19 protein-coding genes and 1 pseudogene are annotated in these 18,933 nt (G+C 74.1%); 11 read left to right on the top strand and 9 right to left on the bottom strand.

The annotated features are described in order from the left end of the window. Positions 1–554 precede the first annotated feature (554 nt). Positions 555–1,601 carry a glycoside hydrolase family protein gene (locus AB0J67_RS31230; RefSeq protein WP_363487569.1) on the top strand — a complete coding sequence of 349 codons (1,047 nt, stop codon included), beginning with the start codon at positions 555–557 and terminating at the stop codon, positions 1,599–1,601. A 76-nt stretch (positions 1,602–1,677) separates the two neighbouring features. Here the strand turns inward: AB0J67_RS31230 and AB0J67_RS31225 are convergent, their stop codons facing one another. From AB0J67_RS31225 to AB0J67_RS31210, 4 genes are all read right to left on the bottom strand, one after another. Next, a complete protein-coding gene (locus AB0J67_RS31225) occupies positions 1,678–2,904 on the bottom strand; it encodes an ROK family transcriptional regulator (protein WP_363487567.1) in 1,227 nt (408 codons plus the stop codon). A 160-nt stretch (positions 2,905–3,064) separates the two neighbouring features. Next, positions 3,065–3,385 carry a DUF3040 domain-containing protein gene (locus AB0J67_RS31220; RefSeq protein WP_363487565.1) on the bottom strand — a complete coding sequence of 107 codons (321 nt, stop codon included), beginning with the start codon at positions 3,383–3,385 and terminating at the stop codon, positions 3,065–3,067. 313 nt (positions 3,386–3,698) lie between these two features. Next, a complete protein-coding gene (locus AB0J67_RS31215) occupies positions 3,699–4,304 on the bottom strand; it encodes a phosphoribosylanthranilate isomerase (protein WP_363487563.1) in 606 nt (201 codons plus the stop codon). 11 nt (positions 4,305–4,315) lie between these two features. Next, on the bottom strand, positions 4,316–5,137 hold the full coding sequence (locus AB0J67_RS31210) for an alpha/beta hydrolase (protein WP_363487561.1): 822 nt from the start codon (positions 5,135–5,137) through the stop codon (positions 4,316–4,318). A 186-nt stretch (positions 5,138–5,323) separates the two neighbouring features. On the opposite strand from AB0J67_RS31210, the gene AB0J67_RS31205 reads away from it, so the two are divergent. Beyond that, complete coding sequence (locus tag AB0J67_RS31205) at positions 5,324–5,785, top strand: phage holin family protein (protein ID WP_363487559.1); 462 nt, start codon at positions 5,324–5,326, stop codon at positions 5,783–5,785. Positions 5,786–5,803: 18 nt separating this feature from the next. On the opposite strand, the gene AB0J67_RS31200 is transcribed toward AB0J67_RS31205, so the two are convergent. Beyond that, positions 5,804–6,643, bottom strand: coding sequence for an ABC transporter permease (locus AB0J67_RS31200; RefSeq protein ID WP_363487557.1), 840 nt, complete (start codon positions 6,641–6,643; stop codon positions 5,804–5,806). An 82-nt stretch (positions 6,644–6,725) separates the two neighbouring features. On the opposite strand from AB0J67_RS31200, the gene AB0J67_RS31195 reads away from it, so the two are divergent. Next, positions 6,726–7,139: a DUF4259 domain-containing protein gene (locus tag AB0J67_RS31195; protein WP_363487556.1), complete on the top strand. Its 414-nt coding sequence runs from the start codon at positions 6,726–6,728 to the stop codon at positions 7,137–7,139. 52 nt (positions 7,140–7,191) lie between these two features. On the opposite strand, the gene AB0J67_RS31190 is transcribed toward AB0J67_RS31195, so the two are convergent. Then, complete coding sequence (locus tag AB0J67_RS31190) at positions 7,192–8,445, bottom strand: hypothetical protein (protein WP_363487554.1); 1,254 nt, start codon at positions 8,443–8,445, stop codon at positions 7,192–7,194. A gap of 161 nt (positions 8,446–8,606) precedes the next feature. Between AB0J67_RS31190 and hemC the strand changes: the two genes are divergently transcribed. Further along, on the top strand, positions 8,607–9,530 hold the full coding sequence (hemC, locus tag AB0J67_RS31185; RefSeq protein WP_363487552.1) for a hydroxymethylbilane synthase: 924 nt from the start codon (positions 8,607–8,609) through the stop codon (positions 9,528–9,530). Between the two features lie 130 nt (positions 9,531–9,660). Here the strand turns inward: hemC and AB0J67_RS31180 are convergent, their stop codons facing one another. After that, entirely contained in the window at positions 9,661–10,131 is a 471-nt protein-coding gene (locus AB0J67_RS31180; protein WP_363487550.1) for a GNAT family N-acetyltransferase, read from the bottom strand. Positions 10,132–10,185: 54 nt separating this feature from the next. Here AB0J67_RS31180 and AB0J67_RS31175 point away from each other — a divergent pair, with 54 nt between their 5' ends. Together AB0J67_RS31175 and AB0J67_RS31170 are read left to right on the top strand one after the other, a co-directional pair. Further along, a complete protein-coding gene (locus tag AB0J67_RS31175) occupies positions 10,186–10,920 on the top strand; it encodes a nucleotidyltransferase domain-containing protein (protein WP_363487548.1) in 735 nt (244 codons plus the stop codon). Positions 10,921–11,114: 194 nt separating this feature from the next. Next, positions 11,115–11,981: a calcium-binding protein gene (locus tag AB0J67_RS31170; RefSeq protein WP_363487546.1), complete on the top strand. Its 867-nt coding sequence runs from the start codon at positions 11,115–11,117 to the stop codon at positions 11,979–11,981. 73 nt (positions 11,982–12,054) lie between these two features. Here AB0J67_RS31170 and AB0J67_RS31165 read toward each other — a convergent pair whose 3' ends face one another. Next, the gene (locus AB0J67_RS31165; protein ID WP_363487544.1) at positions 12,055–12,459 is read right to left on the bottom strand and encodes an SRPBCC domain-containing protein; all 405 of its coding nucleotides are present in this window, start codon (positions 12,457–12,459) and stop codon (positions 12,055–12,057) included. Then, entirely contained in the window at positions 12,456–12,767 is a 312-nt protein-coding gene (locus AB0J67_RS31160) for a metalloregulator ArsR/SmtB family transcription factor (protein WP_363487542.1), read from the bottom strand. Before AB0J67_RS31160 ends, AB0J67_RS31165 begins: the two co-directional genes overlap by 4 nt. Positions 12,768–13,193: 426 nt before the next feature. On the opposite strand from AB0J67_RS31160, the gene AB0J67_RS31155 reads away from it, so the two are divergent. The 5 genes and pseudogenes from AB0J67_RS31155 to AB0J67_RS31135 form a co-directional block, all read left to right on the top strand. Next, the gene (locus tag AB0J67_RS31155; protein WP_363487540.1) at positions 13,194–13,778 is read left to right on the top strand and encodes a hypothetical protein; all 585 of its coding nucleotides are present in this window, start codon (positions 13,194–13,196) and stop codon (positions 13,776–13,778) included. A 56-nt stretch (positions 13,779–13,834) separates the two neighbouring features. Next, complete coding sequence (locus AB0J67_RS31150) at positions 13,835–14,569, top strand: DUF3152 domain-containing protein (protein ID WP_363487538.1); 735 nt, start codon at positions 13,835–13,837, stop codon at positions 14,567–14,569. Positions 14,570–14,679: 110 nt separating this feature from the next. Next, positions 14,680–17,055, top strand: a complete 2,376-nt coding sequence (locus tag AB0J67_RS31145) for a glycoside hydrolase family 3 C-terminal domain-containing protein (protein WP_363487536.1) — start codon at positions 14,680–14,682, stop codon at positions 17,053–17,055. Then, positions 17,052–18,041, top strand: coding sequence for a LacI family DNA-binding transcriptional regulator (locus AB0J67_RS31140; protein ID WP_363487534.1), 990 nt, complete (start codon positions 17,052–17,054; stop codon positions 18,039–18,041). Before AB0J67_RS31145 ends, AB0J67_RS31140 begins: the two co-directional genes overlap by 4 nt. Before the next feature lie 177 nt (positions 18,042–18,218). After that, a pseudogene (locus AB0J67_RS31135) lies at positions 18,219–18,848 on the top strand (HNH endonuclease family protein); the annotation flags it as partial. Between the last annotated feature and the right edge of the window lie 85 nt (positions 18,849–18,933).

The raw sequence follows: 18,933 nt of genomic DNA, 5'->3' as shown, positions 1-18,933 counted from the left end.
CGGGCCACGCCGCGCCGGGCCACGCCGCGCCGGGCCACGCCGCGCCGGGCCACGCCGCGCCGGGCCACGCCGCGCCGGGCCACGCCGCGCCGCGCCGGGCCACGCCGCGCCGGGCCACGCCGCGCCGCGCCGGGCCGGGGCATGATCGCCAGTTCAGGTCAGAATCCGGCGTCTGACTGCACTTTCTGACCTGAACCGGCGATCATCGCCGGGGGCGGCTGGGGAAGATCGCGGGTCCGTGTCGAAACCTGTGGTGCGGCTGCACTTTCTGGCACGGATCAGCGATCTGCCTGGGCGGCCCGGCGGTGATCGCTGCTTCGGGTCAAGACTTGGGGTCCGACCATACCTTCCTGACCCCAGCCGGCGATCATCGTCGTCGGCGGCTGGGGACGATCGCGGGTTGGTGCCGAAAGCTGGGGTGTGACTGCGGCTTTCGGCACGGGCTCGCGATCAGTTCCCACCCAGCCGCCTAGGACGGCTTACGGAGTGTGTGGCAGGTCCGGCTGGCGGGACTGGGAGAGCGCGTTCATGCGCAGCGGCTAGGGTGTCCGGTCGTGGACCAGACCTCGCAGCGGCAACCGGGCAGGCACGCACGACGCGACCGGCGCAGGCTGTGGTGGCTCGCGATCCCGCTGGCCGTCGCGGTCCTGATCGGAGGCTCGTACGCGGTCGTGCGGCTGGTGGACGACGCTCCCGCCACGGCCGCGGGGCAGCCGGTAGCGGTTACCGAGAGCGGGGCGGTGCCCGCCGGCACCCCGGACGCCGCCGTGTCCGCGTGGCCGTCGGTGAGCCCGGTCCCGAGCGCGAGCGGCTCGCCGTCGGTGCGGGCCAGCGCGACCAGGGCGCCCGCCGGCGGCGCGGCGAAGGCGTCGGCGAAGAAGGGCGCCACCGTCTGGTCGGCGAGCGGGCTGGCGACCGCGCTGAAGGACGTACGCGCGAGCTGGTACTACAACTGGTCCGCCGGCCCCACCTCGGGCGCGGGCACCAGCGCGGACTTCGTACCGATGATCTGGGGCGAGAAGTCGGTGACCGACGCCGAGCTCGCCCGCGCGAAGCGCAACGGCAACGTGCTGCTCGGCTTCAACGAGCCCGACTTCGGCAGCCAGGCGAACATGAGCGTGGAGCGGGCGCTGGAGCTGTGGCCGCGGCTGCAGGCGACCGGCATGCGCCTGGGCAGCCCGGCGGTCGCCGTCGGCGCGGACCGGGCGGGCGGCTGGCTGGACCGCTTCCTCAGCGGCGCGAAGGCGCGCGGGTACCGGGTCGACTTCATCACGCTGCACTGGTACGGCTCGGACTTCTCCACCGCGGCCGTCGGCCACCTGAAGAACTACCTCCAGGCCGTCTACCAGCGTTACCGGATGCCGATCTGGGTCACCGAGTATGCGCTGATCAAGTGGGGCAGCGGCGGCGCGGTGTACCCGAGCGACGCCCAGCAGGCCGCCTTCGTCACCGGCTCCACGAAGATGATGGAAGCTTTGTCCTACGTGGAGCGTTACGCCTGGTTCGCACTGCCCTGGCCGACCGAGGGCCACCAGGGCACGGCGCTCTACCGCGGCACCACCCCGACGGCCGCCGGCCGCGCGTACCGCGCCGCTGGCTGACGTATACCGCGCCTCGGGCTGGCTCGCAGCGCGCCGCGGGCTGGCCCAAAGCGCGTCGTGGCCGGGCCGGGCGGCGTCACGTCCCTACGCGGGACATCACGCCGAGGGGGTTGGCCAGCAGGTCCGTGAAGGCCAGCTCGGCCGCGCCGAGCAGCGTCGTGTCGTCGCCGAGCGCCGCGACCGACAGCCGCACCCGCTCCCGCGACACCGGCAGCACGTGCCCGGCGATACGCGCGCGGACCTGCGCCTGCGCGCCGAGGTACACGTCTCGCATGATGCCGCCGAAGACGAGCATGCCGGGGTTGAACAGGTTGATCAGGTTGGCGACGCCGATGCCGAGCCAGTCGCCGATCCCGGCCACCGCCTCGCGGGCGGCGGGCTCGCCCCGCCCGGCGGCCCGGACCACCTCACGTACGGCGTCGCGTCCGATCAGGTCGGCGGGGCGGCCCGCGGCGTCCAGCAGCGCCCGCTCGCCGACCTCCGCCTCGAGGCAGCCGCGCGCGCCGCACGAGCACGGCCGGCCGCCGTGCGGGTTGACCAGCATGTGCCCGACCTCGCAGCCGTACCCGGCTTCGCCGTCGAGCACCTCGCCGCCGACGATGATGCCGCCGCCCACGCCGACGTCGCCGTGCAGGTAGATCAGGTTGTCGACGCCGGAGCCCGCGCCGCGCAGGTGCTCGGCGAGCGCGCCGAGGTGGGCCTCGTTGCCGACCGCGACGGGCAGGCCGAGTCCGAGCCGCTCGCCGAGCTCGGCGCCGAAGGCCTGGTCGACCCAGCCCAGGTACGGCCCGTAGCGGACCATGCCGTCGCCGGGGCGGATCATCCCGCAGTACGACGCGCCGACGCCCACGCAGACCGCGCCCGGCGGGGCGTCGCGGTGCAGCTCACGGCCGAAGCGGGCCAGCACGTCGACGACGGTGTCCAGGTCGGGTCCGCGGCGGGAGCGGGCGGCGACGCGGCGGTCGACGATCCGGCCGCCTAGGCTGACGCGCGCGGCGACCAGCCGGTCCACGGCGACGTCGAAGGCGAGCACGTACGCGCGTTCGGCGGCGGGCGTGACGACCAGTGAGGGGCGGCCGGAGCGTCCCGCGCCGGTGGGCTGCTGCTCGCGTACCAGACCGGCGGCGCCGAGCTTCGTGGTCAGCGCCATGATGGTGCTGCGGTTGAGGTTCATCCGCTCGGCGAGCACCGCCCGCGACAGCGGCCCGTGCAGGTGCACCTGCCGCAGGAGTGCGCCGAGGTTCTGCCGCGGGGCGTCCTCGGGTGCGGGCTCGGCCCCCGGCAGCGTCGGGCTTCTCAGCATCGAGACCTCGGCGGCGGGCGGGTGCAGTGGTGGAAGGATCAACCATACGTGACCGGTCCCGGCCGGTGGAAGCCGCGACCGCGCTCACCGGACAGCCCCGGCGGATGCGGCGGGGGCGCGCTGCCGCCCGCTGCGGGCGCGGTGACTGGTGGACGTCGGCTCACGGTCGGGAGGTCGGCCGCTGCGGCGGCGGTGGTGGTGTGGGCGGGCCAGACAGGCGGTCGCCTGCGGTGACCAGGGCCAGCACCGCGCCGAGCGCGGCGGCGAAGCCGCCGCAGGGCACTCCGGCCAGGAACAGGCCGACCGCGATCGCGCTCGCGACCAGGGACAGGCCGATGCGCAGCCCACTGCGTTCGCGCCGGTACTCGGCGGGTGGGAGGGGCTCTCCGGCACGCAGCCCGAGCGCGAACCACGGGTCCTCGGCGCTGGTGCGCGCCTCCAGCTCCGACAGCCGGCGCTGCTCCTCCGGGTCGAGTTCCACCCGACTCACCCCATCCCCGTGTCCTGCGATGACGGCGTACCCATCGGCGCGTCCGCCCATGCCGGGGACCGCCGCCGTCGCACGGGGGTGCGCGGCGGATCCCGGCACCGACCATCGTGGCCGAGGCGGACAACCTCCTCACCGCACCGCGGCGGGGTCGTCCAGGGGGTGCGCAACGCCGACGACCTGGCCGGGTGCTGCGCGAACTGTGCCGCCGCGTCAGCCGGATGAGCGCGGCTCAGCGGGTGACGCGCCCGCCAGGTGAGTGCGGCTCAGCGGGCGACGCCGGGGGGTCGTCCGCCCCAGGAGCCGGTCAGTCCTGCCGGGCCTGCCGCGCGGCGGCGATGAAGTCCCTGATCAGGGCCGGGTCCTTGACGCCGCGGGAGGATTCGACGCCGCTGGACACGTCGACGCCGCCCGCGCCGGACAGCCGGACCGCCTCGGCGACGGTGTCCACGGCGAGCCCGCCCGCGAGCAGCCAGCGGTCGCCGAGGCCGCGGCCGCGCAGCATCGCGTAGTCCCACGCGCCGCCCGAGCCGGGCTCGGTCGCGTCGACGAGCAGGATGTCGTCGCCGTACGCGCCGACGTGCAGGTCGGGGGCCTGGTAGCTGACGGCGCGGAGCACCGTCAGGCCGAGGTCGGCCACGGCGGCGAAGTCGTCGCGGGTGTAGTCGCCGTGCAGCTGCACGGCGCGTACGCCCGCCGCCTGGACCAGCTCGCGGACCTGCGCGATGTCGACGCCGTAGACGACGCCGACGGTCAGCACGTGCTGCGGGACGTCGGCGGCCAGCCGCCGTGCCGTCTCCGGCGTGACCTGGCGCGGGCTGCGGGTCAGCAGGAAGCCGAGCGCGTCGGCGCCGGCGTCGACGGCGGTGGCGACCGTGTCCGGGGTGGACAGGCCGCAGATCTTCACGAACATCGCCCGCCTCCTCAGGCCGTCGCCATGCGGGCGAGGATCTCGCGGGCCACCTCGTCCGGGGCCTCGTCGGGGATCCAGTGGCTCGCGCCCGCCACGGTGACGAACCGGTAGTCGCCGGTGACGTGCTGGGCGCAGCCCTGCGCCGCGACGGCGCCGACGGCCAGGTCCTGGTCACTCCACAGGAACGTGGTCGGCACGGGCACCGGTCCGGCCGCTATGGGGCGGCGGCCCAGCGCGCGGTACCAGTTCAGGCCGCCGGTGAGCCGGGCGCGGTCCAGCATCGGGGTGACGAAGCGCTCGACGCGTTCGGCCGGGATGCCGGTGAAGATCTCGCGCAGCCGCTGCCCGTCCTGCTCCAGTAGCAGGTCCTCGGCCTTGCCCTCCTGCTGGAACAGTCCGATGTAGGCGGAGCGGCGCTGCTGGTCGGGGTCGGTGGCCAGCGCCCTGCCGTACGCCGCCGGGTGCGGCACCGAGATCGCGGTCAGCGTGCGCACCCGGTCGGGGTGCTCGGCGGCCAGGTGCCAGGCCACCACGGCGCCCCAGTCGTGCCCGACCACGTGCGCCCGGTCGACGCCCAGGGCGTCGAGCAGCGCCACCGCGTCGGCGACGCACTCGGACATCGCGTACGCGGACACGTCGGCCGGGCGGGCGCCGGGGGAGTAGCCGCGCTGGTCGGGGGCGTAGGTGCGCACGCCCGCGTCGTGCAGGCGGGAGGCGACCAGCTCCCACTCCCCGGCGTGCTGCGGGAACCCGTGCAGCAGCAGGGCCGGGGGCCCGTCCTGCGGCCCGCCCGCCTGGACGTCGAACACCAGCTCCCGCGCCGTGATCTGCATAGGGTCAGCCTAGTACGGTGTGCGCGCGCCGATCATGCCGCGGCGGGTGACGGCCGGCCGGCCGGACTCACACCTGCGGGTGACGATCTCACACCTATGGGTGACGGCCGGAACGGTTCGACGCCGGACATGGTTCGGCACACTGGGAACAGGGCACTGTGAAGTCAGGGAGGAGGTGGCCCGACGATGTCCGATACACCCCACCGGCCGCCTGCCGAGCAGGCCGGGGAGCAGCTGACCAGCCTCGCCCGCACCGAGTCCGCGCTGGCCCAGGCGGGGGACCGCCGTCCCGGCGCCCCGGCGCCCGGCGGATCGCTGAACACGGGCGGCATCCTGCTGCTGTGGGCGGCGCCGGTGCTGGTCGTCACGGCGCTGGTGGTCCTGACGCGGGCGATGCCGCTGTGGGCCGCGGTGCTGTCCGCGGCCGCCGGGCTGGTCCTGGTCGCGGTCGTGCTGGCGCTGGCCGGGCGGTCCCGTCGGCGGCGCGCGGGCGGCGACGCGCCCGGCTGCCCGGATCCGGCGGCGTCTCGCGCGGTCAACGGTCCGCGCGCTGAGGCCGCCGAGCCCGGGTGGCCCCGGGCGGACACCGACCCGCTCAGCAAGCCGGTCGCCGACTGGCCCGACGCGAAGCGCACGTCGCTGCCCTGACGCGTGCCGGGCCGCCGGTCACGGGCTGCTGATCCATTTGTCGCGCAGGGCCGCCAGGATCGTCACCGACACCACGAGCAGGACCAGGCTCAGCACGATCGCCGCGTCCAGGTCGGTCTCCAGGGCCAGGTAGACGGCGAGCGGCATGGTCTGGGTGCGGCCGGGGAAGTTGCCGGCGAACGTGATCGTCGCGCCGAACTCGCCGAGCGCGCGGGCCCAGCACAGCACCGCGCCCGCCGCGATGCCGGGCGCGACCAGCGGCAGGGTGACCCGGCGGAACGTGGTCCACCGGCCCGCGCCCAGCGTCGCCGCGGCCTCCTCGAAGCGGGTGTCCGCGCCGCGCAGCGCTCCTTCCACCGCGATGACCAGGAACGGCATCGCCACGAACGCCTCGGCGACGACCACCCCGGCGGTGGTGAACGGCAGGGTCACCCCGAACGTCTCGTCGAGCCACGAGCCGATCAGCCCGCGCCGGCCGAACAGCAGCAGCAGCGCCACGCCGCCGACCACCGGCGGCAGCACCAGCGGGACGGTGACCAGCGCCCGTACCAGGCGGCGGCCGCGGAACTCGACCCGGGCCAGCAGCCACGCCAGCGGCACGCCGAGCACCAGGCACACCGCGGTGGCGAGGGTAGCGGTGAGCAGCGACAGCCGCAGCGCCGCCAGGATCGCGGGTTCGGCCAGATGCTCCAGCAGCGTGCGCCACGGTGCGCGCACCAGCAGCCCGAGCAGCGGCAGCACCAGGAAGGCCAGCGCCAGCCCGGCGGGCAGGAACAGGAACAGCGGCACCCGCCGCGCCCCGCGCCGGGCCGGGGCGCGTACGGCCGGGCCGCTGGGGTGGCGCTCGTCGACGGACATACCGGCAGCCTACGGAGCCGCCGGGGAGCGGTGTCGCATGCGCCCGTTATCGTCCCGGCACGCCCTAGCGCAGGAGGCATCGGTGGGCACTTGGGACACGGGTCCGTTCGACAACGACAGCGCCGCCGACTGGTGCGGCGCCCTCGACGACGCCGCGCCGGGCGAGCGGCTGGCGATGATCCGGAGCGCGCTGGCGGGCGCGGCCGACGCGGTCGGGTTCCTCGACGACCGTGCGGGTGTGCGGGCCGTCGCGGCGGCCGCGGTGGTGCTGTCGCAGCGGCCGGGGGCGGAGCCGCTGACGTCGCCGTACGCGCCGGACTTCCTGCTCGACGGCGGCAGCGTGGTGATCCCCGACGACGTGGCGGCGCTGGCGGTGCGCGCCCTGGACCGGGTCGCCGGTGAGGACTCAGAGTGGCGCGAGATGTGGGAGGAGACCGGCGACGCGGCCGACGCGCTCGCCGTCGTGCGGGACCTGCGCACCGCCCTCAGCGGTTAGGAAGGGCACCTTCCACAACGTTTTCCGTTAAGAAGGTGCCCTTCCTTTCTTCTTACTGGAAGGTGATGGCGCCGTTGGCGTTGCGGATGCAGGAGATGGTGCGGTTGGCGGTGGTCGCGGCGGCGGACAGGCACTGGCCGAGGACGGCGTGGCCGGCCGCGTTCGGGTGCCACGACTCCTGGCAGGTCTGGAAGTACGTCACGCAGGTGTTCGCGAACCGCTGGATCGCGATCTTGTCGTAGCCGGACAGGCTCTGGATGAACGTGCCGCTCGGGCCGTCCATGATGCGCACCGGGGTGGCCAGCGCGCCGGTCGGGCTGTTGGCGTTCTCGCACAGCCGGGCGCCGTCGAAGGCCCGCTGCACGTTGAGGTAGACCAGGTCCTGGCCGGGGAACTCGGCGGTCAGGTTGGCGTGGGAGTTGCGCACCACCGCGCCGAGGTTGGCCGAGAAGCGGTGGCCGGGGGCGAGGCTCGCGCGGTGGATCGGGCAGCCGCCCGCGTACCGCTCGGCGCCCAGCTCGCGGAACTTGTCGCGGGTGTCGTCGCGGCTGTCCTGGGTGTGGAACGAGCTGTACAGGTCCGGCGGCAGCGGGTTGGTGTAGTCCTGGAACACGATGCGGTGCTGGCCGTCGGCGTCCACCTGGTTCAGCGTGGTGATGAGCTGGCGCAGCGCGTTGGTGGTCTCCGTGGTGGCGGCGGCGACCTCGGCCGCGCTGGCCAGGTCGGCGTCGGTGCACGGCTCCTGCGGCACCGGGCCGTTGAGGTAGGCCCAGAACTCCCACCAGCCGGTCCACGCGTCGGCGATGAACCGGTTGGCGCACAGCGTCGCCACGTCGCCGAAGGTGAACGAGCTGTTGTTGGAGCCGAGGCCGACCAGGACCAGGTCGATGTCGTGGGTCTGTGCGACGGCGCGCAGCTGGTCGAGCTGGGCGGCGACCTGGCGGCCGCTGGTGCGGGTGTGGGAGGCGTTGGCGATGTCGTGCGGCTGGCCGCCGGAGCAGGCCAGGTTGAACCGCGCGTTGATGCCGGACAGGGCCGCGACCTGCAGCGAGGCGTTGGCGGAGCGGTGGCAGAAGTAGGCGTTGGCGTTCGCCCCGGACCAGCCGGGGAAGCCCTGGGCGACGCCGTTGACGTCGACGACCGTGGTGTAGGCGCCGGCGCCCTCACCGCTGATGAAGCTGTCGCCGATCGCGATGGCCGCCGTGGGCAGGGCGGCGGTCGCGGGGGCGGAGGCGACGGCGAGGGCGCCCGAACCGAGGGTGAGGGCGGCCGCGGCGGCCAGGGCCGAGCGGCGGAGTCTGGACACTGAGGATCCCCTCCGAAAAGGAATGTGAGAACGGTTCGCAGATAAGACCACGCGCGGCGAAGCGCGTCAATACTCGGCCGTTACCTGAAGGAAACCTTCGGTGCGACACGCCTGGACGGCTTCACGACCTGTTCACACACCATGGCCTTAGGGTTCCTCAGGTGACGACGACCCTCCGCCTCGGCACCCGGGGCAGCACCATGGCGCTGGCCCAGGCCCGCCTTGTCGCCCGTGGACTGGAGGCCGCCCACCCCGGCGTGACCGTGCTGCTGGTGCCCGTCTCGACCCATGGCGACCGGTGGACCGGCAGCCTCGCCACGGCCGGCGGCAAAGGCGCCTTCACCAGCGAGATCGACGCGCTGCTGCAGGTCGGCGACATCGACCTCGCGGTGCACTGCCTCAAGGACATCCCCGGCGACGTCGAGCTGCCCGAGGGCGTCCACATCGCCGCGTACCTGCCGCGCGACGACGCCCGCGACGCGCTGCTCAGCCGCGACGGCCTGCGCCTGGCCGAGCTGGGCCGCGACGCGGTGGTCGGCACCAGCGCCGTACGCCGCCAGGCCCAGCTCCTGCGGGCACGCCCCGACCTGCGTGTCAAGCCCATCCGCGGCAACGTCGACAGCCGCATCGCGCGCATGGACGCAGGCGACGTCGACGCCATCGTCGTGGCCGCCTGCGGCCTGCACCGCATCGGCCAGGCCCACCGCCTCACCGAGATCCTGCCCGCCGAGGTCATGGCGCCCGCCGTCGGCGCGGGCACCGTCGTCGTCACCACCCGCACCCACGGCGCCCCCGCGACCCTCGTCACGGCCCTGGACGACCCCGACAGCCGCGACGCCGGCCTGGCCGAGCGCGCCCTGCTCCGCCGCTTCGGCGCGACCTGCAACAGCGCCGTCAGCGGCCACGCCACCCTCGACCGCGACAGGGTCACCCTGCACGCCGCCGTCTACGCCCCCGAAGGCGACCGCACCCTGCACACCGTCGTCGCCGGCGACCGCACCGCGGCCCCCGCCCTCGGCCGCCAAGCCGCCGAAGAACTCCTCGCCCTGGGCGCCCGCAAACTCCTCGACCCCTACCTCCGCTGACCCCACCCCACCCCACCCCACCGACGCTGTGGCGATCTTGCGCGGACTGTGGGTATGACACGCCCAAAAGGGACAGAAGGCCAACAGTTCGCGCAAGATCGTCGAGATCTTGGGCGGGTCGGGGTCTCGCTCAGGCGGCCGGTCGCAGGCGGGCGACGACCTCGGTGTCCTCGGTCTCGCCGGTCTCGGTGAAGCCGAGCGCGGCGTAGCAGCGCCGGGCCGCGACGTTGTCCGGCTCGTACGACAGCGCGAAGCTGGTGTGCCCGTGCCGCGCGGACAGCAGGTCGAGCGCGGCGCGCACCGCCGCCTTGCCCAGCCCCCGGCCCTGGTGCGCGGCGTCGATGATGATCCCGCCGAGCCAGGCCGCGCCGTCGGCGGGGTCGACCGTCCACATCAGGAAGCCGACGACCGCGCCGTCCGGGCCGGTGACGGCGAGCGGCTGCCAGCCCGCCGTGCCGTAGTGGCACAACGCCAGGTAGTACGCCGGGTCGGCGACCCAGGCGCGCTGCGGCTCGCTGACGGTGAGGGCGGCGACGGCGCGCCAGTTGGCGGCGTCGACGGGTGCCACGGTGACGGCAGGCGGTGTGACAGGGGCGGTCATGTGGGGCATCATCCCAGGTCGGAACATGTCGATCGAGCGGGACCGGAGGCCGGGATGCCGGACATCGTGGAATTCTGCCGCCGGGCCGCCGCGGAGCTGACCGGCGGCGAGCCGGTGGTGCTGGTCGGCAGCCACGCCCGCGGCACGGCGACGGCCGAGTCCGACGTGGACCTCCTGGTCCTCGGGGAGGGCCCGGACTACCTGCTGGAGGTGGCCGGCGACCGGCTGGTCGCGCTGTCCTGGCGTACGCCGGAGCGGCAGCGGGATCGGTTCGCGGACCCGGAGTCGGCGGTGGCCGAGGTGCCGGCCTGGCGCGACGGCGTGATCGTCCGCGACGTCGACGGCGCCGCCGCCGCGCTGCGCGCCGAGGCGCTGGCCTGGAGCTGGGAACAGGTGGCGGACGCGGCCGACCGGTGGGTCGCCGAGCAGGTCACCGGCTTGGCGGAGGAGGTGCACAAGCTCGCCGGCGCGCTGCGGACCGGCCGGCCGCGGATGGCGGCGGTGCAGCGCGATCTGCTGGTGCTGCGCCTGCCCATGATCCTCGCGGTGCGCCTGCGGCTGCTCTACGCCAGCGAGAACGAGGTATGGGACCTGGTCGCGGCGGCCGCGGGCGACGCCTGGCGCGAGGCGCAGGACACCGCGCTCGGCCTGCGCGGCGGCTCGCCGGAGCAGACGTGCCGCGCCGCGCTCGACCTCTACCGCGACGCGGCCGCGCGGACGGCCGGGCTGCTCGACGACCGGCAGCGGCGTGTGGTCGACCGCGCGGCGGGTCTCACCCGGCCGGCCTGACGACCGGCGCGGCCGTCTGCCGGCGGTCGGGAGAAACCGCAGCTCAAACCTGTCGGCGTGGTCTACGCGTATCCGAAAAATGGGGCAATAGCATCTGATCCGGATCGCCCCGGCCGAGCGTGCCGCCGTTGGAGGGTGGTGTCCGAGCCTGCGCCAGGGCGTACGTCCGATCCCACTACCTGGAGGCAGAGTCCATGCGTATCGCACGCACCGCCCTCGCCGTGGCGCTCACGGCCCTGAGCATCGCCGCCGTGCAGGCCCCCGCGCACGCCGCGCCGATGTGCAACGAGAAGCCCGTGACACACCTGGGCACCGCCGAGGCCGACGTCATCGTCGGCACGCCGGGCGACGACGTGATCCTGGCGCTGGGCGGTGACGACACCATCAGCGGGCTGGGCGGCAACGACGTCATCTGCGCGGGCGAGGGCAACGACACCGTGTACGGCGAGTCCGCCGCGCTCGACGCGGCCGCGGCCGGCGGCAGCGACACCGTGTTCGGCGGGCCCGGCGACGACCTCGTGGTCGGCGACTTCGGCGCGGTCGAGTTCCCCGCGGTCACCGGCGGCACCGGGTGGAACGACAGCATCTACGGCGGCGAGGGCAACGACACGGTCTACGGCGACGCGATCGACGCGGTCGTCACGGCGATCGCGCCCTGCGTCGTGTTCGCCAACGACGGCGTGTTCGGCGGGCCGGGCCTGGACACCCTGCACGGTGACGCCAGGACCCTCACCTTCGAGCTGGAGGGCACGCTGGGCGTGGACGCGGGCAGCAACACCGTGTCCGGCGGCGAGGACAACGACACCGTGTACGGCAACTTCGAGACGGTGACCGCGCTGGGCACCATCGGCGGCAGCGGCGGGCGGGACAACCTCACCGGCGGCGTCGGCGACGACACCGTGTTCGGCGACGCCCGGACCGGTGCCGAGAAGCTGACCGTCGTCGGCGATCTCGCGTACACCGACATCGTCAACGCGGGCGACGGGGCCGACACCGGCGACGCGGGCCCCGGCGTGGACATCTGCGCCAACGTGGAGACCGCCACCAACTGCGAGGCCTGACCGCCGCGAAACCCGATCCGGGCTCCGTCCGCGCCGCCGCGACGGCGGGGACGGAGCCCGGATCGGGCGGGGCTCAGGCGGACAGCACGGTGTCCAGGTGGCGCAGGAGGCCGGGCCAGCCGCGGCCCATGTTCTCGAACGCGTTGCGGCCCATGGGCGAGTCCAGGTCGAGCCCGCTGTGCTCGAGGAACAGCCGGGTGCCGGTGCCCTCGGGCTCCAGCCGCCAGGTCAGGGTGCTGTCGAGCGAGCCCTCCGCGAAGCTGTAGCGCAGCAGCCGCTCCGGCTCGACCGCGAGCACCTCGCACGGCTGCTGCCCCCACCTGCCCATGTCGAGGGTGAACCGGTGCCCGACGACGGGCCGCACGTCGCCCGCCGCCCACCAGCGGGCGTGCAGCTCGGGGTCGGTCAGCGCCTGCCAGACCCGCGCCGGGGGGTGGGACAGGAACTGGTCGCAGTGGATGACGCCAGGCTCGGTCATGAGAACTCCTCGTCGAGTATGTCGCGCAGCGACCGCAGCCGCTCACGCCAGAAGTGTTCGTAGGGATGCAGCCACTGCCCGACCTCGGCCAGCGGCTGCGGCTGCAGGTGGTAGTAGCGGTGGCGGCCGCGCGGCTCCTCGCGCACCAGCCCGGCGCCGCGCAGCACCTGCAGGTGCTCCGAGATCGACGGCCGGCTGAGCGCGAACTGCCCGGCGAGGTCGCTCACCGCGCGCGGGCCGTCCCGCAGCGAGTCGAGCAACTGCCGGCGCACCGGGTTGGCCAGGGCGCTGAACACGTCAGTGGTCACCGGCCCGACGATACGTCGGAGATCTCCGACATGTCAACTTCTTCCGACGCGTCGCGCGCGAACGGCGATTCGGAAGGGCCGGGAATCGCCGCAGTGGGGCCGCCCGGACGTGCCACTCCAGGCCCAGGCATCGTGGCTGATCGTCCCGTCGACAGCGGCGGGTGTCGGCGCGATGCGGTCGGCGTCCACTTCGGAAGTCGGACGTCCAAGATGCGGGGGTCGGCCGGACCTTGCCGTCGAAGATCACGAAGAGTAGCGTCACCAAAGACGGTGTAACCACCGCAGAGAAGCCGACGGTGACGCTGGCGTCTACGTTCCACACAGCAGCTTCGGTTGCGGCCGGTGTGTACAGCCCGGCATTTGTGGCCCGGCCCCTGCCACGCATTCGCAGATCAGCGAGATACCCGCCAGCTCATGGGGGCGGCGATGTTCAACGCTCTTTCAGGCGGTATCCATGCGCGAGTCCACGGTGTCGGCACGCCCGAGCGCGCTCCGACGACCAGCTGCCTCGGCGTACTGGCTACCCTCCTCATCCTGCTGCTCGGCCTCACGGCATGCGTGGTGCCGCAGCAGCCACAGTACCCACAACCACCGCAGCAACCGCAGTATCCGCAGCAACCGCAGCAACCGCAGCCACCCCAGGCTCCGGCGCAGCCGGCGCCGGGCGCACCAGGGCCGCCCGGCCCTGCGGGACCGCCCGGCGAGCCTGCGCCGGTGGTGCCGCCGCCGATGCACGACCGGCCTCGCGTGGGCGATGCCGTCAGCGGCATCGTCAGGGTCGCCGACGGTGAGCTGAATGTTCGTTCCGGTCCGGGCACCAACTACACGATCGTCGCGAAACTCAGTGACGGCGCGCAGGTATGGGTCGTCTGCCAGGCCACCGGAACGACAGAGAACGGCACCTACGGCTCGAGCAACGTCTGGAACGGCATCAGCGCCGGCGGCTACGTGGCAGACACGTTCGTCGACACGGGACACCCGCATCTCATTCCCGGTATGGCGCAATGCTAGTGCGGTATGCGATCGGAGGGAGGTCGTGTCACCGGCGCCTCCGCCGCGTGGCGACGATGAGGCTGCCCGCGCGTGTCCTGGTCACCGCCGTCGTGCTGGTGACGCAGTGGCCGGGGCTCGTCGCGGACGGTTACCGGACGGCGTCGGGCGACGACGGAGTTCCGACGCGAGGAGCCGGGACCTTCGCCGCAGCCGGCGGCGGGACCGCACCGGTGGGATCCGGAGCGACGCTCGTCAGATACCGGGCCGAGGTGGAGGAGGGGATCGTCTGGGGCGCCCACCAGCCCTGGACGCCGGCCGCCTTCGCGGAAGGAGTGGACGGCATCCTCGCCGGGCCCCAGGGCTGGATCATGAGCGCCGGCTCGCCGGTGACCGACGCCCAGGTGGGACTGCACCGCGCGTCCTGGTCGTTCCAGCGGGTCAGCGGCGATGAATATGACGTCCGGCTGCGACTGGCGACACCGGACACGGTGGACGGCGCCTGCGGGGCGGCGGGCCTGGCGACCGAGGGAATCTACTCTTGCCGCGCCGGGTCCACCATCATGATCAACCTGCGCCGGTGGCTTCGCGGCGCCGAGGGTTACGGCGACGACCTGCCCGCGTACCGCACCATGCTGGTCAACCACGAGGTGGGCCACTTCCTGGGCTTCGACCACATGCTCTGCCCGGGGCCCGGCGAGGCGGCACCGGTGATGCAGACCCAGACGATCTCTCTTGCGGGCTGCCGGCCCAACCCGTATCCGTTCACGACGTACGGAACCTTCGTGACCGGCCCGTGGACGCCGTCGTAGCCGCGGAGGCGGTCTCGACGGGTTCGGACTCCGACAGCGGATGCGCCGCCCTTGACGGCGCAGGTTACGCGCGTAATCATCTCCGCTACCCGGATCCGACAGGAGCGCCCATGGACACCGCCACGGCACAGGTGGAGCAGCTGGTGGCGGCGATGACGCTCGCCGAGAAGGCCGCGCTGTGCGCCGGCCGCGACTTCTGGTCCCTGTACGGCGTGCCCCGCCTCGGCGTCCCCGAGATCCTCGTCGCCGACGGCCCGCACGGCCTGCGCAAGGAGCACAGCACCGGCGAGGTGCAGCTCGGCGAGAGCGTGCCCGCCACCTGCTTCCCGACCTCCGTGGTGATGGCGTCCACCTGGGACCCCGAGCTGGTCGAGCAGGTCGGCCGGGCGCTGGGCGCCGAGGCCCGCGCCGAGGGCGTCAGCGTCCTGCTCGGCCCCGGCGTCAACATCAAGCGCACCCCGCTGTGCGGCCGCAACTTCGAGTACTTCAGCGAGGACCCGCTGCTGGCCGGGCGCATGGGCGCGGCCTGGATCCGGGGCGTGCAGAGCCAGGGCGTGGGCGCCTCGCTCAAGCACTTCGCCGCCAACAACCAGGAGGAGCGCCGGTTCAGCGTCGACGCGCTGGTCGACGAGCGGGCGCTGCGCGAGATCTACCTCGCCGCGTTCGAGGGCGCGTACACGGGCGGCTCGCCATGGACCGTGATGTGCGCCTACAACCGGGTCAACGGGGTGTACGCCGCCGAGCACGAGTGGCTGCTGACCCGGGTGCTGCGCGACGAGTGGGGCTTCGACGGCGTCGTGGTCTCCGACTGGGGCGCGGTCAACGAGCGCGTCGCGGGCCTCGCGGCAGGTCTCGACATCGAGATGCCCGGCTTCGGCGGCCACCACGACCAGCTGATCATCGACGCCGTCGAGAGCGGGCGGCTGCCCGCCGCGGTGCTGGACCGCACGGCGGCCCGCGTCCTCACCCTGGTCGAGCGCACCGCCGCCGCCCGCACCGGCGACCACGGCTACGACCGCGACACCCACCACGCGCTCGCCGGCCGGGTCGCGGCCGAGGGCACGGTGCTGCTCAAGAACGACGGCGGGCTGCTGCCGCTGGCCGGCGGCGCGCGTATCGCCGTGGTCGGCGCGTTCGCGAAGGAGCCCCGGTTCCAGGGCGCGGGCAGCTCGCACATCAACCCGCACCGGCTCGACGACGCGTACACCCGCCTGGCCGGGCACGCCGAGGTCGCGTACGCGCCCGGCTACGCCCGCCACTCCGCCGAGGTCGACGCGGCGCTGCTGGCCGACGCGGTCGAGACCGCGCGCGGCGCCGACGTGGCGGTGGTCTTCGTCGGGCTGACCGAGAACTACGAGACCGAGGGCCTGGACCGCACCCACCTGCGCCTGCCCGCGAGCCACGACGCCCTGGTCGAGGCAGTCGCCGCGGTCAACCCGCACACCGTCGTGGTGCTGTCCAACGGCGCGCCGGTCGCGCTGCCCTGGCACGGCCGGGTGCCCGCGATCGTCGAGGCGTACCTCGGCGGGCAGGCCGGCGGCGGCGCGCTCGCCGACGTGCTGTGCGGGCTGGCCGAGCCGGGCGGGCGGCTGGCCGAGACGTTCCCGCACCGCTGGGCCGACAACCCGGTGCATGCGCTGGCCACCGGGCCGCGGCAGGCCGAGTACCGGGAGAGCGTGTTCGTCGGCTACCGCTGGTACGACACCGCGGGCGCCGACGTGCTGTTCCCGTTCGGGCACGGCCTGAGCTACACCACCTTCGCCTACTCCGGCCTCGCCGTCTCGGGCGCCGACCCGGTCGAGGTCGCCGTCACCGTCACCAACACCGGCGACCGTCCCGGCAGCGAGGTCGTGCAGGTGTACGTGCACGACACCGCGAACGCCGCGACCCGGCCCGCGCAGGAGCTCAAGGGGTTCGCCAAGGTGCGCCTCACGCCGGGGGAGTCGCGCACCGTCACCGTCCGCCTCGACCGCCGCGCCTTCGCCTGGTACGACGTCGCCGCCGCGCGCTGGGCGGTCACGCCCGGCCGGTACGAGATCCGGGTCGGCGCGTCCTCCCGCGACATCCGCGCCACGGCGCACGTCGACGTCACCGGCGACGGCCCGGCCGCGCCCGCGTACCCGGTGCCCGCGTCCGGTCAGGAGTGGGACCGCGCGCCGTTCGCCGCGGCGTACGGCCGCCTGCTGCCCGACAACACCGCCGACGTGCGCGGTGCGTTCACCCTCAACACCCCGCTGAACGACATGCGCAGCTCGCTGGCCGCCCGGCTGCTGCAGGCCGTGGCCCGCCGCCAGGCCCGCGCCTTCGTCAAGGACCCGGACAGCCCGATGGGGCAGCTCATCCACGCCATGCTCGGCGAGATGCCGCTGCGCATGCTGACGATGATGAGCCGCGGCAAGGTCACCCGGCCCACCCAGCAGGCACTGCTCGACCTCGCCAACGGCCGGCGGCTGCGCGGCCTGCGCGGGCTGGCCCGGCGGCGGTGAGCACCCGCCGCGCGACCAGCGCCGACGTGGCGCGCGAGGCCGGGGTGTCCCGGGCCACGGTGAGCTACGTGCTCAACGACGCCCCCGGCGAGCGCATCGCGCCGCAGACCCGCGAGCGGGTGCTGGCCGCCGCGGCCCGGCTCGGGTACGCCCCGTCGCTGGCCGGGCGGGCGCTGGCCAACGGGCGCAGCGACATCGTGCTGCTGGCCATGCCCGACGTGCCGTCCGGCGAGCTGACGCCGCGCTTCGTCGACGCGGTGACCCGCTCGCTGGCCGCGCAGGGGCTCACTCTCGTCGTGCACTTCGACGTCCCGGCCGCGCCCCGGCTGCCGCGGCTGGCCGCGATGCTGTCCGTGCGCGCCGTGGTCAGCCTGTTCCCGCTGTCCGAGCCGGACGCGAGCGGGCTGCGCCGGCTCGGCGTGCCGGTGCTGCCCGCGGGCACGGACGGCGACGGGCTCGCCGTGGCCGCGCTGTCGCTGCGACAGGGCCGGATGCAGGCCGAGCACCTCATCGGGCGGGGGCACACCGGGTTGGCGTACGCCCGGCCGGCCGACCCGCGGCTCGCCCCGTTCGCCGACCCGCGCCACGAGGGTGTCCGGCTGGCCTGCGCGGAGGGCATGCTCGCCGCGCCCGTGCCGTTCACCGTGCCCGAGGACGCGGCCGGCGCGGTCACCGCCGTGCGCGCGCTGCTGGCGGACGCGCCGGGGGTCACCGCGGTGTGCGCGTACAACGACGAGGTGGCCTTCGCGGTCCTGCACGGCCTGCGCGAGCTGGGCGTGGACGTGCCCGGCCGGATCGCCGTCATCGGCGTCGACGGCATACCCCTGTCGGCCTACAGCTGCCCGCCGCTGTCCACCGTCGCCGTGGCGCCCGGTGCTGCCGCCCGCCACCTGGCCCGCGCCGCCATCGCCCACCTGTCCGGCGAACCCGCCGCCCCCGTCCCCGCCGACGAGATCCTCCACCTCGTCCCCCGTGCCACGACCTGACGAACGGGTAGGGGCACGGCCGCCGCAGGGCATAGATTTTCACAAGATTTTCATGCGGCCGTACCGATGGAGTCTGTAACTTCCGCCGTCCATCTGCGATCGTCCCTTCTGTCCGCACCGTGACCCCAGCCGGAGACCCCCACCCGGCCGCGGTGGCGGACAGTCGGGAGACCCTCGATGCCCCGTGTCCTCAAGGCCGCCCTCGCCGCGGCGGCCGCCGTCCTGATGTCCCTGAGCCTCGGCGCGGCCCCCGCCGGCGCCACGCCCCCGAACATCCCCTCGTACAGCACCGCGCTCAGCCGGCTCAACGCGCTCACCGTCGCGGCCGAGTCGCACGGCTCCACGTACAACCGGGACCTGTTCCCGCACTGGATCACGATCACCGGCGCCTGCAACACCCGCGAGCAGGTGCTCAAGCGCGACGGCTCGGGCGTCGTGGTCAACAGCAGCTGCGCGCCGACCGCCGGCTCCTGGTACAGCCCGTACGACGGAGCGACCTGGTACGCCGCCGCCGACATCGACATCGATCACATGGTGCCGCTGGCCGAGGCCTGGGCGTCGGGCGCGTGGGCATGGACCACGGCCAAGCGCCAGACGTACGCCAACGACCTCGGTGGGCCGGAGCTGTGGGCGGTCACCGACAACGTGAACCAGTCGAAGGGTGACAAGGACCCGGCCGAGTGGCAGCCGCCGCTGTCGTCGTTCCGCTGCACCTACGCGCGCGCGTGGATCCAGGTGAAGTACTACTACAACCTCACTGTGGACAGCGCCGAGAAGTCCGCGCTGAACGGCATGCTCGCCACTTGTCGAGACGATCCTGTCGCTCGACCCGGCCCACCCGTACGACGTGGTCGCGATCAACGCGGCCAGCATGTCCACCAAGCTGTCCGGC

This window comes from Catellatospora sp. NPDC049609, assembly GCF_040675365.1.
Lineage (GTDB): Bacteria > Actinomycetota > Actinomycetes > Mycobacteriales > Micromonosporaceae > Catellatospora.
Note: the sequence above shows the minus strand (reverse complement) of the source record. Positions and strands in the feature narration are given on the sequence as shown.

Bases quoted from the DNA above. Each gene is read 5' to 3' on its own strand.
- AB0J67_RS31225 (WP_363487567.1), bottom strand. From the start codon at position 2,904: ATGCTGAGAAGCCCGACGCTGCCGGGGGCCGAGCCCGCACCCGAGGAC.
- AB0J67_RS31215 (WP_363487563.1), bottom strand. From the start codon at position 4,304: ATGTTCGTGAAGATCTGCGGCCTGTCCACCCCGGACACGGTCGCCACC.
- AB0J67_RS31210 (WP_363487561.1), bottom strand. From the start codon at position 5,137: ATGCAGATCACGGCGCGGGAGCTGGTGTTCGACGTCCAGGCGGGCGGG.
- AB0J67_RS31205 (WP_363487559.1), top strand. From the start codon at position 5,324: ATGTCCGATACACCCCACCGGCCGCCTGCCGAGCAGGCCGGGGAGCAG.
- AB0J67_RS31200 (WP_363487557.1), bottom strand. From the start codon at position 6,643: ATGTCCGTCGACGAGCGCCACCCCAGCGGCCCGGCCGTACGCGCCCCG.
- AB0J67_RS31180 (WP_363487550.1), bottom strand. From the start codon at position 10,131: ATGACCGCCCCTGTCACACCGCCTGCCGTCACCGTGGCACCCGTCGAC.
- AB0J67_RS31175 (WP_363487548.1), top strand. From the start codon at position 10,186: ATGCCGGACATCGTGGAATTCTGCCGCCGGGCCGCCGCGGAGCTGACC.
- AB0J67_RS31170 (WP_363487546.1), top strand. From the start codon at position 11,115: ATGCGTATCGCACGCACCGCCCTCGCCGTGGCGCTCACGGCCCTGAGC.
- AB0J67_RS31165 (WP_363487544.1), bottom strand. From the start codon at position 12,459: ATGACCGAGCCTGGCGTCATCCACTGCGACCAGTTCCTGTCCCACCCC.
- AB0J67_RS31155 (WP_363487540.1), top strand. From the start codon at position 13,194: ATGTTCAACGCTCTTTCAGGCGGTATCCATGCGCGAGTCCACGGTGTC.
- AB0J67_RS31150 (WP_363487538.1), top strand. From the start codon at position 13,835: ATGAGGCTGCCCGCGCGTGTCCTGGTCACCGCCGTCGTGCTGGTGACG.
- AB0J67_RS31145 (WP_363487536.1), top strand. From the start codon at position 14,680: ATGGACACCGCCACGGCACAGGTGGAGCAGCTGGTGGCGGCGATGACG.